This window comes from Paenibacillus xinjiangensis, from assembly GCF_059686975.1.
Window position 1 is genome coordinate 78,740 of the sequence record NZ_JCAALS010000026.1, and the last position, 15,380, is coordinate 94,119.

Annotated in this window: 12 protein-coding genes and 1 pseudogene; 12 read left to right on the plus strand and 1 reads right to left on the minus strand. The window is 46.5% G+C overall.

Going from position 1 to position 15,380, the window contains the following annotated elements:
• The first annotated feature begins 119 nt into the window (after positions 1–119).
• From hisD to AC6ESP_RS22845, 11 genes are all read left to right on the plus strand, one after another.
• Complete coding sequence (gene hisD / locus AC6ESP_RS22795; protein WP_497099034.1) at positions 120–1,436, plus strand: histidinol dehydrogenase; 1,317 nt, start codon at positions 120–122, stop codon at positions 1,434–1,436.
• A 578-nt stretch (positions 1,437–2,014) separates the two neighbouring features.
• Positions 2,015–2,968 (plus strand): ABC transporter substrate-binding protein, encoded by a 954-nt coding sequence (locus tag AC6ESP_RS22800; RefSeq protein ID WP_497099035.1) that lies wholly within the window; start codon positions 2,015–2,017, stop codon positions 2,966–2,968.
• 71 nt (positions 2,969–3,039) lie between these two features.
• Positions 3,040–3,501: a histidine utilization transcription antiterminator HutP gene (hutP, locus tag AC6ESP_RS22805; RefSeq protein ID WP_497099036.1), complete on the plus strand. Its 462-nt coding sequence runs from the start codon at positions 3,040–3,042 to the stop codon at positions 3,499–3,501.
• A gap of 13 nt (positions 3,502–3,514) precedes the next feature.
• A complete protein-coding gene (locus AC6ESP_RS22810) occupies positions 3,515–4,279 on the plus strand; it encodes an ABC transporter permease (RefSeq protein ID WP_497099037.1) in 765 nt (254 codons plus the stop codon).
• A gap of 6 nt (positions 4,280–4,285) precedes the next feature.
• Positions 4,286–5,113: an ABC transporter ATP-binding protein gene (locus AC6ESP_RS22815; RefSeq protein ID WP_497099038.1), complete on the plus strand. Its 828-nt coding sequence runs from the start codon at positions 4,286–4,288 to the stop codon at positions 5,111–5,113.
• 156 nt (positions 5,114–5,269) lie between these two features.
• Complete coding sequence (gene hutH, locus AC6ESP_RS22820; protein WP_497099039.1) at positions 5,270–6,811, plus strand: histidine ammonia-lyase; 1,542 nt, start codon at positions 5,270–5,272, stop codon at positions 6,809–6,811.
• Positions 6,812–6,849: 38 nt separating this feature from the next.
• Entirely contained in the window at positions 6,850–8,514 is a 1,665-nt protein-coding gene (gene hutU, locus AC6ESP_RS22825) for a urocanate hydratase (protein ID WP_497099040.1), read from the plus strand.
• An 18-nt stretch (positions 8,515–8,532) separates the two neighbouring features.
• Positions 8,533–9,810, plus strand: coding sequence for an imidazolonepropionase (gene hutI / locus AC6ESP_RS22830; RefSeq protein WP_497099041.1), 1,278 nt, complete (start codon positions 8,533–8,535; stop codon positions 9,808–9,810).
• Positions 9,807–11,063, plus strand: a complete 1,257-nt coding sequence (locus AC6ESP_RS22835; protein ID WP_497099042.1) for a Zn-dependent hydrolase — start codon at positions 9,807–9,809, stop codon at positions 11,061–11,063. Before hutI ends, AC6ESP_RS22835 begins: the two co-directional genes overlap by 4 nt.
• Before the next feature lie 10 nt (positions 11,064–11,073).
• Positions 11,074–12,396 (plus strand): amidohydrolase family protein, encoded by a 1,323-nt coding sequence (locus tag AC6ESP_RS22840; protein WP_497099043.1) that lies wholly within the window; start codon positions 11,074–11,076, stop codon positions 12,394–12,396.
• 58 nt (positions 12,397–12,454) lie between these two features.
• Positions 12,455–13,645 (plus strand): M20 family metallopeptidase, encoded by a 1,191-nt coding sequence (locus tag AC6ESP_RS22845; RefSeq protein WP_497099044.1) that lies wholly within the window; start codon positions 12,455–12,457, stop codon positions 13,643–13,645.
• 169 nt (positions 13,646–13,814) lie between these two features.
• On the opposite strand, the pseudogene AC6ESP_RS22850 reads toward AC6ESP_RS22845, so the two are convergent.
• Positions 13,815–14,258 (minus strand): annotated as a pseudogene (locus AC6ESP_RS22850) (ABC transporter ATP-binding protein); the annotation flags it as partial.
• Between the two features lie 393 nt (positions 14,259–14,651).
• Here AC6ESP_RS22850 and AC6ESP_RS22855 point away from each other — a divergent pair.
• A complete protein-coding gene (locus tag AC6ESP_RS22855) occupies positions 14,652–15,287 on the plus strand; it encodes a hypothetical protein (RefSeq protein ID WP_497099045.1) in 636 nt (211 codons plus the stop codon).
• Positions 15,288–15,380: the final 93 nt, after the last annotated feature.

The following is a 15,380-nucleotide window of genomic DNA, read 5'->3' on the forward strand; positions in this document are numbered from 1 at the left end:
TTTATTTGGAATTAATGGGCAACGTTTATAAATTAATTTACGAAGTCGATTCGAAACTAAAAAGCATGGATACATTATTTCTCATGACTATCATGATTTGAAAAAATGGAGGAAGCTATATGCAAAGTCAAAGTATTATGTATACAATTCCAGAACAAAATGAAGCTCTAACAAGTCGTTTCAAGACACATAAAACTCTATTCAATAGGGATGTACTGAACGGGGTTTTATCTATTTTCGATGAGGTTGCTAATAATGGTGACGAAGGGATCAGAAGAATAACCAAGCAATATGACAATGTTGAATTGGAGGGGCTTGTTCTTTCAAGCGAATATGTTGAACGTAGCATTGCTTCACTTTCAACATCTCTAAAGGAAGCTATTGGTCATGCAATAAAAAATGTGCAAGAGGCTAACGAGGCCATGCTGCACAAATCATGGGAAAAGGAAATTAGACCTGGAACCGTCATTGGTGAGAATATAAACCCGTTAGATTCTGTCGGAATATGGATACCCGCAAGAAAAGGCCCATTAATATCAACTGCCGTCATGTTGGTTGTAGCAGCAAAAGTAGCAGGAGTTAAAAAAATTGTTGTTGGAATGCCTCCACTAGGGGATGGATATGGAGACCAGGGGACTGTAGCAGCAGCAAAACTTGCAGGAGCCGATCAATTCGTTATAGGAAATGGTGTCTCCGTAATAGCTGGATTTGCTCAAGGAACGGATTCCATTCCTGAAGTTGACGGAATCTTCGGACCAGGACCAGGGGGCATTGCTGCCGCAATGAGTATAGCAATGACCTATGGGAAGAAGAGTGTGCTGGGTATTGGCCCAACGGAGTGTGTAATTTTTGCTGATGAAACCGCTGATCCCTTGAAGGTTGCTTATGATTTAATCAATGAAGGGGAGCATGGTCCTGATTCTTCTTCTATACTTGTCACCACTTCCTCGAGCCTTGCCGAAAAGGTGGAACTCCTTCTATGGAAGTGCATGGATGAATTTGATGATAAAAGAAGACAGTATTTACACAACGTGTTCGGCCCGAATGGCAAGGGAGCCATTGTTGTTGCACCTGACATTAGTCAGGCATGTGAATTTATAAATTGGTTTGCACCAGAGCATTTGATGGTTGTATGTGGTAAAGAAATTGAAAACGAAATGATGTCAATGATTAAAAATGCAGGTGAAATACTTGTTGGAGAGAACACGCCATTCTCAGCAGCGAATTATGGGATAGGGATTACAGCGGTCTTACCAACTAACCATTTTGCAAAAGCATTCTCTGGAATAACCTCGAAAGATATGGTGAAATACTCAACAATAGGGAAGTTGAGTAAAGAGGCATTGCAAGAAATATATCCAATAATCAAAGAAATGGGGACCTACGAACAATTGCCAGGTCACGTGAAAGCCGCTGATATTAGGTTGTTTGAATGAGTTTGAATATACGAATGTTGGTATATGATAAACGATAAAATACCAGTGCTCATTGCTCGGTATATCCCCCCTCAAGGGGGAACTATGTACACAATCGATTGAGAATGTACGAGATTACTCATAGGGTATGCTAGTGGAAGAGTCGTTTCCGTAAAGCTGTTGTGTGATTAAAGGTAACATTGAAATTAGGCATATGCGAATGTAAGCGTCACTTATTTATCTTATCTTTCGTTTTTGGAATTGTAAGCGATTTAATCATCTTTGGACATGTTATTTTTAGTGACACAACCAATTGACATGATCTAAGTTTGAGATTACAATTATTAACATGCGCTGTATAGTTATTAGTCTAAAGAATGTGCCTTTTATGAACAGGACTGTTTTTGCCCTGTCTTTAGGGCACATTTTTATTATTCTGGGGGGAGGGGGCTATTTCAATGTCAATTTGACGTTGGAGGATTACCGGAATTAACACCTAATGTATAACATTATAGAAATATTTTTGATTATATAATGGGAGTGGATTACTGATGCTGGAGAAGAGAAAATGGATATTATTAACTTTTCTATGTTTGACTATGGTTATGTTGTCTGCTTGTGGAAGCTCGAATGAAGAGAATACGCCCACTTCCGGTTCAAACTCTAGCACGGAGGAGCCTCTGAGTTTTACAATGGGTGTTGAACCTTGGGTCGGCTATGGGCCTTGGTGGGTTGCGGCGGAGAAAGGCATTTTCGATAAATACGGGCTGGATGTTACGGTTGTTAACTTTAATCTAGATTCCGATATTAATGCCGCCTTTGCAGCAGACAGCATTAAGGTAGCGAATATCGCCACTCACTCTGCAATTAAGATGGTTGGCAATAACGGGCTGGCACTGAACGGAATTGTTCTACTGGATGAATCACACAGAGCGGATGCAATTCTAGCATCTAGCGATATTAAGAGCATAGCTGACTTGAAAGGCAAGAAAGTCGCCTTTGAGGAAGGAACTACTTCGGACCTGCTGCTGAGAAACGCGCTTAAGGAAAATAATATGACCATTGATGATATCACAGTGGTGTTAATGCCAGCTTCTGATGCGGGTCTTGCCCTCTTATCCAAAAATGTGGACGCAGCCGTAACATATGAGCCATACATATCCACAGTTAAAGCCAAGGGTGATATTCAAATCATTTACTCCGGAGAAGATGCGCCAGGACTAATCAGTGACATAGCCGTCATAAAATCGGAATTTCTCTCTGAACATCCCGACATCAAAGAAAAACTCAAAAAGGTATGGGACGAGACTTTAGCTTACTGGAACGACAACAAAGAGGAGGGCAATAAGATTCTTGCTGAGAAGAGCGGAATCGCTCTCGCTGATATGCCTGTTATTCTGGAAGGCTTGAAGTACTTTAATTCAGAGGATCAAGCGAATCTTGCAGAGTCCGGAGAGTTCCTGAAGATGGCTTCTGATATTCAAGACATACTAACCAATCAAAAAGTACTCGACAAGCAAGTGGATCTCGAAAAAATGTTCCAACTGAAATAACTGCAAAGCCGCCTCTCTTCTTGAGTTGAGAGGCGGTGACTTACAACCATAGTCGAGAGGGGATAAGTCATATGAACAATAGCTCAGATTCTAACTTTCCCATAGGCAAGCTGGCAATTATGTTAGCTATACTTCAGGAACATGAATGGAGAAAAACGATAGAACATGAATTAAGCGCCGGCGGATTTCGTTACACAATCGGCAGAGTTGGTGCCATGGACATGATGAAGGTCATAGCTGCTATAGAGACAGCAGCGAAGAATAACAAGATTATTGACAGTGATTCATATCGGGAAATACATGCGGTTTATCATGCTACAATTGAAGCTCTACAGGGAGTTGGAAGAGGAGAGGTTCAATTCGGTAACATACTGCGAACCGTGGGTTTAACTTTCTCTATCGTACGAGGCAAGCTGAATAATACGACCCAGCATGAAGGAGATTGGGTAGGGATAGCCATCTACGGCACGATCGGAGCTCCTAAAAAAGGTTTTGAGCATGAAACCATTGGTTTTGGTTTTAATCATATTTAGGATGGGGATGCAGTTGAGTAAATATACGATTATTTCAATCACAAGTATCCTTTTAGTATTGGCTGTATGGTCTATCGTAACTTATTCGAATTTAATCGATCCTCTATTCCTGCCGACCCCCGGAGATACGATAAAAGCACTGGTAGAGGAAATTAATGAAGGCATCTTTTTTAATGATGTGGGAGTCAGCTTCTATCGCATTACGATGGGTTTTATCATATCTACTATATTTGCAGTCCCGATCGGAATGTTGATGGCTACTTCAAGACTATGGCAAGCAATCTTCGAGCCACTAGTCGGTTTAATACGTTATATGCCTGCCGTCGCATTCATTCCGTTGTCCATTCTATGGTTCGGAATTTCCGACATGCAGAAGTTTTTCATCCTTTTCCTCGGTGTATTTTTCCAGGAAGTTCTTATGATCGCTGATAATTGTAAAACCGTAAATAAATCTCTTCTAGAGGTCGGTCACACTCTCGGCTTTAATAAAGGGGAAATCACTCGTAGTATCGTATTTCGTGCCGCTCTTCCTGGTATGGTAGATACATTCCGGACAACATGGGGATGGGCATGGACGTATCTGGTCGTTGCTGAGTTGGTTGCCGCATCAGAGGGATTGGGCTTCCGAATCATGCAAGCCCAACGATATTTAAGTACCGATCGTATTGTCCTTGGCATTATTGTTATTGGATTATTCGGATTAATTACTGACCAGCTATTTGCATTGCTCTATCGCAAAATGTTCCCGTGGAAAATGCTGGAGAAATCGAAAGGGTGAGTGATGATGGGTATACATTTGCTTAACGATAAACCAGCACATAAAGAAATTATGCTCTATGCTGACGATGTGAGCAAAAAATTTATAAGCGACAAGAAAGAAGTTGTCGCACTCGAGCATGTTCATCTAACGATTCACCAAGAAGAATTCGTATCTTTACTTGGTCCTTCTGGTTGTGGCAAGTCCACGTTCCTGCGACTGGTAGCTGGACTAGACTCCAAATCTGAAGGGACATTGACGTTGCATGACGCTCCGATCATGGGTGCCGGAAGGGATAGGGGTGTTATTTTTCAGCAGTATAGCCTTTTGCCCTGGATGCATGCGTGGGAGAATGTCGCTTTCGCTTTGAAAAAGGCGAAGGGAATGAGTAAGTCGGAGAAAAAAGAGATGGCCTATCATTTTCTTGATCTAGTTGGTCTAAAAGGGTTTGAGAATTCTTATCCAGCGGAAATGTCGGGTGGGATGCAGCAGCGTGTGGCAATTGCACGTGCTCTCGTATACCGACCTAAGCTTCTACTTATGGATGAGCCGTTCGGGGCGCTTGATGCACAGACCCGAAGAGATATGCAGGATTTGCTTATGAGAATTTGGGAGGAAGAGAAATGCGGCGTTCTGTTTGTCACACATGACGTGGAGGAAGCTATATATTTGTCGGATCGGGTCTATGTAATGAGTGCCCATCCGGGTAGGGTAGCGAAAGAAATCTCTATCGAGATGAGCAAGCCGCGCAATTGGAATGACATGCTGTCCGATCAATTCGTTCAGTACAAGCGAGAGATCGTGTCTGAGCTGGAGAGACAAAAAACACTCAAGAAAATGGCTACACAAACATAATAATAATTGTAAGTTTAGGAAAGACCGCTTCAAGGACGGTAAGACAGGAATAGTAGTAATTTAGTAAACAGTGGCAATTTAGTGAATAGTGATTTAGAAGCCAGTACCACGAATTTGGTATGGGCTTTTTTTATTACTCGTAGAGCAGGTGATAGGGTGGTAGGCACGACTGAGTTATCGGTTCATATTGATGGACGTTCCCTTACGATGGAAGAAGTTGTACGCGTGGCCCGTCATCAGTTGAAAGTAGAGATCGACGATACTAGCATAATTAAGATGAAACGCTCACGTGATTATGTGGAGAAGCTTCTTAGCGAGAAAAAAGTGGTTTATGGCCTGACGACGGGTTTCGGTAAATTTAGCGACACTTATATTTCTGCAGAGGATGCCAAAGTACTTCAGCTCAATCTCATTCGGAGTCATGCATGTGGCATTGGCAATCCGTTCTCGGAAGAAGTGGTTCGGGCCATTCTCCTCCTTCGGATCAACGCTCTTGCACTTGGGTATTCGGGCATTCGCCCGAAAGTCGTTCAATTGATGGCAGATATGTTGAATTGCGGTGTAACGCCTGTTATTCCCGAACAAGGCTCACTTGGTGCAAGCGGGGATTTGGCGCCACTATCACATCTGGCGCTCGTCCTGGTCGGTGAAGGCGAAGCGTATTATAAAGAGGAACAGCTCCCTGGCGGCGTTGCGATGGAACGAGCGGGGCTTAAGACGATCTCTCTGGAGGCGAAAGAAGGGCTTGCACTTATCAATGGCACACAAGTAATGACGGCAGTCGGTGTTCTGGCATGCTGGGACGCCAAGCGATTGGCAGATTGGGCCGACTGTACGGCTGCCTTAACGTGCGAGGTGCTGTTCGGTGTTAGGGATGCATTCGACAAGGAGACTCATGCAATCCGTCCACATCTTGGACAGAGTCATTCTGCTCAACATATTCGAAGTCTGACCTCAGGCAGCAAATTAATGACTGATCAGGGAGAACGCCGGGTACAAGATGCCTATTCACTGCGATGCGCGCCGCAAGTACATGGAGCAAGTCGAGATGCCATCGCCTATATAGAAGAGAAGCTGGTAATCGAGATCAATTCAGCTACAGATAATCCGCTAATCTTTGTGGATGAAGAACGCGTAATTTCGGGAGGCAATTTTCACGGGCAACCCATTGCACTGTCAATGGATCACCTCTCCATCAGCGCCGCGGAGCTGGCGAACATCTCCGAGCGCCGTATTGAGCGGATGGTTAATCCGCATCTCAATGAGAATCTGCCTCCTTTTCTAACTAATAACGGGGGAATACAGTCGGGTTTCATGATCGCGCAGTATGCCGCTGCATCAGTCGTCTCGGAGAACAAATCACTTGCCCATCCGGCAAGCGTTGATTCCATCCCATCCTCGGGAAATCAAGAGGACCATGTAAGTATGGGGACGATTGGAGCAAGAAAAGCGCGGCAGATTGTGAACAATGCATATTCCGTCTTGGCTATCGAGCTGCTGTGCGGCGCTCAGGCTGCTGACTTTCGTGATCCTGCTCTTCTTGGAGCTGGAACAAGCTGGCTGTACAAGCGCTGCCGGGAACGAATGTCGTTCGTTGATCAAGATCGTGTTCTTTCGAATGATTTTCGAATAATAGTCGACTGGATGAAACGTTTGGATTCGTTGGATGGATTGTCACATCTTCTGAAAATTCAATGAGTCGTATGAACCTAACATTCTCAAGGAGGGAATAGCCAATGAGTTTGGATACAGAGGGAAGAATAGTCCGTGCACCAAGAGGAACTGAGTTGCAATCAAAGGGATGGGTTCAAGAGGCTGCGCTGCGGATGCTGATGAACAATCTCGATCCTGAGGTTGCCGAGCATCCTGAGACATTGGTCGTATACGGAGGGATCGGCAAAGCAGCCCGCAATTGGGAAAGCTATGATACGATCGTCACCTCACTACAGAAACTTGAGGAGAATGAGACGCTGCTCATTCAATCTGGTAAGCCGGTCGCCGTATTCCGTACCCACAAAGACGCTCCACGCGTGCTGCTTGCCAACTCCAATCTAGTTCCGGCATGGGCGAATTGGGAAAAGTTCCAAGAGCTCGACAAGAAAGGGCTTATCATGTACGGACAGATGACTGCGGGCAGCTGGATTTATATCGGTAGTCAGGGTATCGTCCAAGGCACCTATGAGACATTCGCGGAATGTGCAAGACAACATTTCGATGGCAGCCTAAAAGGAACGATTACCGTAACTGCCGGTCTTGGAGGTATGGGCGGTGCCCAAACGCTGGCAGTAACGATGAATGAAGGGGTGGTTATCGGTATCGAAGTGGATCAGAGCCGAATTGAGAAACGGATTTATTCGCGTTACTGCGATATGCTGGTGCACAGTCTCGACGATGCGATATCACTGGCTTTGGATGCAAAGGAAGAAGGACGGCCGCTGTCAATCGGGTTGCTAGGCAACGCGGCTGAGGTGCTCCCACAGATGATCGAGCTAGGATTTATTCCGGACATTATTACCGACCAGACCTCCGCTCATGATCCTTTGAATGGTTATTTACCTGTTGGTTATACATTGGATGAAGGCAAGAAACTGCGTGAGGAGAACCCGGGTGAGTACGTTAAGCTGGCCAAAGCCAGCATGGCCCAACATGTCGAGGCAATGCTTGGCATGAAGAAGTTGGGTGCTATTGCATTTGATTATGGTAATAATATCCGTCAGGTCGCCTATGATGAGGGCGTAACTGAAGCATTCTCCTTCCCGGGCTTCGTGCCCGCTTATATCCGTCCGCAATTTTGCGAAGGCAAGGGGCCGTTCCGTTGGGTCGCCTTGTCCGGTGATCCGGAAGATATTTATAAAACGGACGAAGCCATTATGAAGACGTTCGCTCACAATGAGAATCTATGCCGATGGATTAGACTAGCGCAGGAAAAAATCGCCTTCCAGGGCCTGCCTTCCCGGATCTGCTGGCTGGGGTATGGGGAGCGGGCACAGTTCGGTAAAATCATCAATGATATGGTCGCATCGGGAGAGCTGTCAGCGCCGATTGTTATCGGTCGGGATCATCTAGATGCCGGCTCGGTAGCTTCCCCTAATCGGGAAACTGAAGCGATGCTCGATGGAAGCGATGCGATTGCCGACTGGCCGATTCTGAATGCGCTCGTGAACACGGCGGCTGGAGCCAGCTGGGTGTCCTTTCATCACGGTGGCGGCGTTGGTATGGGGTATTCTCTCCATGCGGGGATGGTTGTCGTTGCTGATGGATCGAAGGATGCGGAAGAGAGATTGGATCGTGTATTGACGACCGATCCTGGCATGGGTGTCGTCCGTCATGCGGATGCCGGCTATGAATTGGCCGTGGATACCGCGAAGAACAAAGGCATCCACATGCCGATGCTCGATTAATCGGAAGGGGATAACGGTATGATCTATATCCGGAACGCTTCTCAGGTGATTACGATCAGAGGTACGGATGACAAGCCAAGAATCGGCAAGGAAATGGAAGAGCTGCATATTATCGAGAATGGTGGCATCGTCTTGGAAGACGATCTTATCGTCTTCGTCGGAAGTGATGAGGAAGCGTACCATTATGTTGAGCTTCATGCCAAAGACAACGACATAACTGTCATTGAGGCGGGGGGAAGAATCGTTACGCCGGGCCTCGTCGATCCGCATACGCATGTTGTGTTCGCTGGGTCCCGTGAGAACGAATTAAACATGAGGCTTCAGGGTGCGTCTTATATGGAAATATTGCACGCCGGTGGCGGTATTCTGTATTCTACGGAAAGAACCCGTGAAGCGAGCGAGTTACAGTTGGTTAAGGAAACGGAAAAGCGGTTGGACCGATTTCTGGAGCATGGCGTAACAACGATTGAAGCGAAAAGCGGTTACGGTCTAAGTGTTGAAGACGAGTTGAAGCAATTGAGGGTCGCACGTACACTGAACGAGCGCCATCCAGTGGACCTTGTCTCGACTTTCATGGGGGCACACGCAGTGCCGCTTGAGTACAAGAGCGATCCTGATGCCTATGTTCAGCTTGTGACGGAGGAGATGATTCCTGCGGTAGCAGCCGAGCAATTGGCCGAGTATTGCGACGTGTTCTGTGAGGAAGGCGTCTTCACCCCAGCTCAGTCGCGGACGATTCTGGAAGCTGGCATGAAGTGGGGCTTGAAGCCCAAAATTCATGCTGACGAGATCGTTCCTTACAGTGGAGGGGAATTGGCTGCAGAGATTGGAGCGATATCGGCTGAGCATTTACTTCAAGTATCCGACGAAGGGATTCGAGCCATGGCGGAGAAGGGTGTAATCGGTGTTTTATTGCCAGGAACCGCGTTCTTTCTCATGACTAATCCAGCTAATGCTCGGAAAATGATCGAAGCCGGTGTTCCTATAGCATTATCCACAGATCGCAATCCCGGTTCATGTCCGACGGAATCACTTCCTTTCATTATGAATCTGGCCTGTCTGACGATGAGAATGACTCCGGCCGAAGTGTTGACGGCGTGCACGATTAATGCTGCTCATGCCATTGGTCGCGCCGACCGTATCGGCAGTATTGAGGTCGGTAAACAAGCTGATCTGGTCCTATTCGACGCTCCGAACTATCTCTATTTACAATACCATTTTGCAGTTAATCTGGTTGAATCCGTCATTAAGAAAGGCGTACCCGTTATATTACAGAAAAAGAGGATGAACCCATGAAGGAGCTGAGGGTTAATGCTGAACGAATAGCGGAAACCATTCGAGTATTGGGTGAAATCGGGCGAAATGCAGAAGGTGGGATGGATCGCACAACGTTCACCCCAGACGAGCTGAAGGCGCGTGACTGGTTGAAAGAACGGTTATGTGAGATAGGCCTATCGGTACGAGTTGATGAAGCTGCTAACATCTGGGCTCGCAGGGAAGGACGAGAAACGAGCCTACCTGTTATCGCATTCGGCTCCCATATTGATACCGTTCCTAACGGTGGTCAATACGACGGAGCGCTAGGTGTCATTCTCGCACTAGAAGTTATGCGGGTGCTGAAGGAGAACGGGGCTACTACGCGTCATCCATTCGAACTCGTATCATTTAGCGCGGAAGAACCTAACCCCTTCGGCTTATCTACCTTTGGCAGCCGAACGGTGGCGGGCAAGCTTCTCCGAAGCAATCTTGACGGTGTTCAAGATGATAAGGGCACGTTGATCGTAGATGCTCTTCGAGCAGCGGGAGGTGAGCCTGATTACTTCGAACAGGCTCGTCGCAGACCCGAAGAGTTGGCTGCGTTTCTTGAGGTACACATAGAACAAGGCTTGCGCTTGCTGGAGAGGGACATCCCGGTTGGAATCGTGACTGCAATTACGGGCATTTACCGCGAGGAGGTTACGGTGTTGGGAGAAGCGAACCATGCGGGGACGACTCTAATGAATAACCGCAAGGATGCCCTTATGGCAGCCTCAGAAATAATGCTCTCCTTAGAAGCCGTTTGTCTAGAGCATCCTGCGGACGAAACAGTGGGCACGATTGGAAGAATCACTAATTATCCCAATGCGGCTAACATCATCCCCGGGAAGGTTCAATTCCAACTGGAAATCCGGGGTACGACGAGGGGAGAAATTCAGGAAGCGCTCCACAAATGGACGCATCGCTCTGAAGCAATCGCTACAAATAGAGGCGTACGTCTGGAACGTAAGCTGCTTCTTGATCAGCATCCATCCGACATGGACCCACTCGTCGCTTTTATCTGCAAAAGCGAAGCCGAGAGGCTTGGGTATGCTACTTATCTGCTGGGAAGCATGGCTGGTCATGATGCGGCGCACATGGCATCCCTCACGCGTTCATGTATGCTGTTCGTACCGAGCTTGCAGGGCAAGAGCCATTGTCCGGAAGAGGAGAGCCGAATCGAGGACATCGAGAAGATTGGGAATGTTCTATTACAATCGCTGATAGCTATGGATGAGCAATTAAATCGATAGGAGGATTCGAATGCGTAAGTTGTATACAGCAGATTTGGTCTATTTGAACGGAGAATTCCAGAAACAAAGTGCACTCCTTGTGGAACAAGGCTTGATTATCGCTACTGGAAAATGGACCGAGTTGTCTATACAATATCCAGATGCAGAGGTTATTGCATGGGACGGTCAGGCAATCGTTCCGGGAACGGTTAATGCACATAATCACTCTTTTCAAAGCTTGTTACGCGGCATTGCTATCGATAAACCTTTTCTCGAATGGCGCGATCAAGCCCTCTACAAATATACACCATTGCTGGATGAAGAAGCGATCTACACCGGAGCATTACTTGCCTTCGGAGAGATGCTCCGTTATGGGGTGACGACGGTTTGTGACTTCTTTTACGTCCATAATGGTGGAACCACCTACGACGAAGCTGTTATCCGGGCTGCTAACGACCTCGGAATCCGCCTCGTGTTTGCCAGAACAATGTATGATTGGTCCGGTGCTCCGCTGGCTTACCGAGAGACGATCCCTGAGGCTGTGGAACGCACACGAGCACTAGCCAAAAAATATCAAGGAAACTCGATGGTTACTGTACATCCCGCACCTCACAGTCCGCATGCAGCATCACCGGAGATGATTCGTGCCGGACATAAGCTCGCGGTCGAGCTTAACACACCATTCCATATCCATGTAGCAGAAGAGATGTTCGAGGTTGAGGAAACACTACGAGATTATGGCTTGAGACCGATTCATTATTTAGATTCTTTAGGTGTGCTAGATGAGCGCATCATTGCGATTCATCTCGTATGGCTGGACGATTCCGAGGTCGAGCTTGTTGGCAAGCGGGGCGGTTCACTTGCTTATTGCCCGTCCAGCAACATGTTCCTTGCAGATGGAGTGACTCGTATTCCTGATCTAGCCCAGGCTGGTGTTAACATTTCATTAGGTACAGACGGTGCTTGCAGCAACAATAGAATTAGTGTTTATGAGGAAATCCGTATGGTCGCCATGCTGCAGAAGGTCACACGACTGGACGGGACATGTGTAACGGCAGGCGAGGCCTATCGCATGGGAACGACAAACGGCGGCAAGGCGCTGCGGCTGCCGATCGGCACTCTTGAGGCGGGTCAATATGCTGATTTTGCGGCTATCGACATTAATGATTTATCACTTGCTCCCAAGAACGAACTGTTTGCAAATATGGTTTACGCGATGCAGCCTTCGGCAGTCAAACGGGTTGTTGTGAACGGGCGTCAAGTCTATGACACTACCGGATTACTAACGGTATCCGAACGTGAAATTGGCGGACGAGTGGATTCCTTGTTCGAGAGGTTCTCCAAGCTTATCTAAAGGATGCGCAGCGGTTACGAGTAGGGCCACAATGTGATGGAAGGGACTGAATCTGAAGGTGCTGACTGAGTATGAACGATTGCTGCTTAATGGTATAGATAAAGAAGAACTGACAGCATTATTGCAACGGCTCGTACAGGTAAACACCGAGAATCCACCGGGAAGAGAGCATGCAGTCGGAGAAATGATTGCCGAAACGCTGCAAGCCGAGGGCTGTCGGGTAGAGCTTCAGTTCGTTGAGGGGAAGCGCTATAATGTCATAGCAACACTGGAAGGAACAAGGCCTGATAAGCTCTTGTTCAATGGGCACATGGATACGGTGCCGGCAGGGAATCTAGATTTGTGGATCGATGATCCTTGGGGGGCAATAATCCGTGACGGGCGATTATACGGCCTTGGGTCGGCGGACATGAAAGCAGGTCTGACAGCTATGATTATGGCTGTAAAGGCGCTCTGTCGCAGCGGTGTGTCATTCGAGAGAGGGCTTCTGTTTACTGCAGTAATTGACGAAGAGGTAGACTTTAAGGGGACGACTGCACTGTTGAAGACGAATAAGCTTAAGCATTGCACAATGGCATATGTCTCTGAGCCGACTGGACTTCGAATTGGAAGTCAGTTAAAAGGGGCACTGGAGTATACAGCGAAGACGTTCGGCCGCAGTGCGCATACCGGTAACGCATTTGCCGGTGATAACGCCATTTATAAGATGGGACGTTATTTGGAGGTGCTCCGACAATATAACGATTCTCTCAAGGTTCGAATGGATGTACGGGGATTAAGGTACCCTACCGTTAACGTAGGTAAGGTGCAAGGCGGCGTTGGTGTGACCCTTGTTCCTGATCGGTGTGAGCTGGAATTTGATCGTCAGGTACTGCCTAATGAGATATTGGAGGAGGCCGAGCGGGAAATTCGTGAGCTGACCGAATCGTTCACTCGGGAAGAGGGCATAGCCGTGGAGCTCGTTCTACGGCAGAAATTCAGTAACTGGGCCGTTAATGAATCAGAGGAGGTAGTACAAGCTTTGGTCAAGTCGCTTGCCGATCTAACAGGACAGGAAGCAGAGTTTATGGGTTTTAATGGGTATGCAGAAGTCGAAATGCTTGCGGCAGCTGGAATACCTTCGGTGCTGTACGGCCCTGGCACGCTTGATGTAGCTCATGCTCCTAATGAGTTCGTGCCACTGGATGAAGTGTTAGTAGCTGCCCAAGCATACGCCCTTATCGCCTACCGTTATGTAACAGAGGTATAGATTGGCCCTACATCCAGCATGGCATGTCCTTCTCATTAAACAAGGCGGCTAAGCTAAATAGCGTATCGCAGTATCACTATTCACTTCCTGTTTAGTTGAGGGACTAACAACAAAGAAGCCATGTCACTGGACCGGGCTTCTTTGTTGTATCTTCTCTATATAGTATTTTTTATCTTAATGAGTGCACGCGGCCTTTGCCGCGGGGAACGCATAGCGGAGTACCGAACAGCGGATCAGCAATAATCTCGCAATCGAGCTGGAACACGGTGGACATTAGCTTCGCATCGATGATTTCCTCGGGTTGGCCTTGTGCGGCAATGCTGCCTTGGCGGATTGCGACGATATGGTCGGCATAACGGCAGGCCAGATTAATATCATGCAGCACCATGACCATGACGATTGTCCGCTGCTCTAGCCGGTTCAGATCATAGAGCAGATCCAATACTTCGATCTGATGGATAAGATTAAGATAGGTGGTCGGCTCATCCAGTAAAATAATAGGCGTTTCCTGAGCAAGTGTCATCGCTATCCAAGCCCGCTGGCGCTGCCCGCCTGACAATGAGTCGACATCGCGCTCCCTAATTTCACTAAGTCCGGTAGATTCAAGTGCCTCTAACCTTCGATAACTTTAAGCTGATCTTGCCGTAATTTTATGATTTATTTTATAAAAAATATACTCACTGTGGACAAAGCCCCTTTTCTGGGGTTTTGTTTGTTTCAATCTTGTATACAAATTTCAGTTCTAGTTGACCACTGTGAGGAATTAAATACACAAGAAAATTTATTTATATCATGAAATGTTTTCTCGAATTCTACATCAATATTGTGCAATAAGAATCGCTAATCCTCGCTATTGTTTCGTTTGAGGGCTTGGGCTATATTGAAAATGGATGGATTTGCTAGCATAAATTGAGGTGTGCATGGCGGAGTAACTTTCTGAGAAACGACGAAAAAATTAAAAGCTCATCAGGCTGAAATACCAGTCGAAGGGGGTTGGAAATAATAGATGAAACGAGCAAGTATTCGCTATAGATTAATGGTTCTAATGATATGCCTTACAACTTTGCCTGTATTGACTGTTACCTGGATAGCGACAATCAATACGCGAAGTACTGTGGAAAAAGAGATTATTGAAGCGAATCGCTCTCGTATGATGTGGGCCGATCAATACTTGGATGAATTAATTCGCCAAGTAAACGTTTTATTTTATTCCATACAAGTGAATCAACAATTAAGAGATGGCCTTAATACGATAGACTCGCAGAATGGGGGACAGCAATTTAGAACGCAACGATATATTCAGGAAACACTGACTGCAGCGTTCTATGCTCATTCAAAAAAAATAGATGAACTGTCGCTGTATACACATCAAAGCCAAAAGATGTACTCGGTTAATTATGCGAACAGCGGACTCATATACTCCCTCGATATTGAAAAAAGCGTATGGCGTCGTATGCTGCAAAAGCCGGTCAATATGTATTTCAAACAATCAGATAACGGTATTTATGCTTACCATAGCATTAATCGATTTAATGACCAACAATTTCTTGGTGGTCTGTCCGTTCGTATCAATAAGGGCGTATGGGAGGAAGTTAGTAAGATATTAAAATCCGAGCCAGAAAGCTCAATGTCATTAAGTTAAACTCAGAGACAAGATCGTGAATAGAAAATGAATCCGAAACGGCATAGGAAATAGTCCTATGCCGTTTCGAATTTTATACAAGCAAGAAAAATG

Coding starts and splice junctions, on each gene's coding strand:
- hisD (WP_497099034.1), top strand. CDS start 120: ATGCAAAGTCAAAGTATTATGTATACAATTCCAGAACAAAATGAAGCT.
- AC6ESP_RS22800 (WP_497099035.1), top strand. CDS start 2,015: ATGGTTATGTTGTCTGCTTGTGGAAGCTCGAATGAAGAGAATACGCCC.
- hutP (WP_497099036.1), top strand. CDS start 3,040: ATGAACAATAGCTCAGATTCTAACTTTCCCATAGGCAAGCTGGCAATT.
- AC6ESP_RS22815 (WP_497099038.1), top strand. CDS start 4,286: ATGGGTATACATTTGCTTAACGATAAACCAGCACATAAAGAAATTATG.
- hutU (WP_497099040.1), top strand. CDS start 6,850: ATGAGTTTGGATACAGAGGGAAGAATAGTCCGTGCACCAAGAGGAACT.
- hutI (WP_497099041.1), top strand. CDS start 8,533: ATGATCTATATCCGGAACGCTTCTCAGGTGATTACGATCAGAGGTACG.
- AC6ESP_RS22835 (WP_497099042.1), top strand. CDS start 9,807: ATGAAGGAGCTGAGGGTTAATGCTGAACGAATAGCGGAAACCATTCGA.
- AC6ESP_RS22840 (WP_497099043.1), top strand. CDS start 11,074: ATGCGTAAGTTGTATACAGCAGATTTGGTCTATTTGAACGGAGAATTC.
- AC6ESP_RS22855 (WP_497099045.1), top strand. CDS start 14,652: ATGAAACGAGCAAGTATTCGCTATAGATTAATGGTTCTAATGATATGC.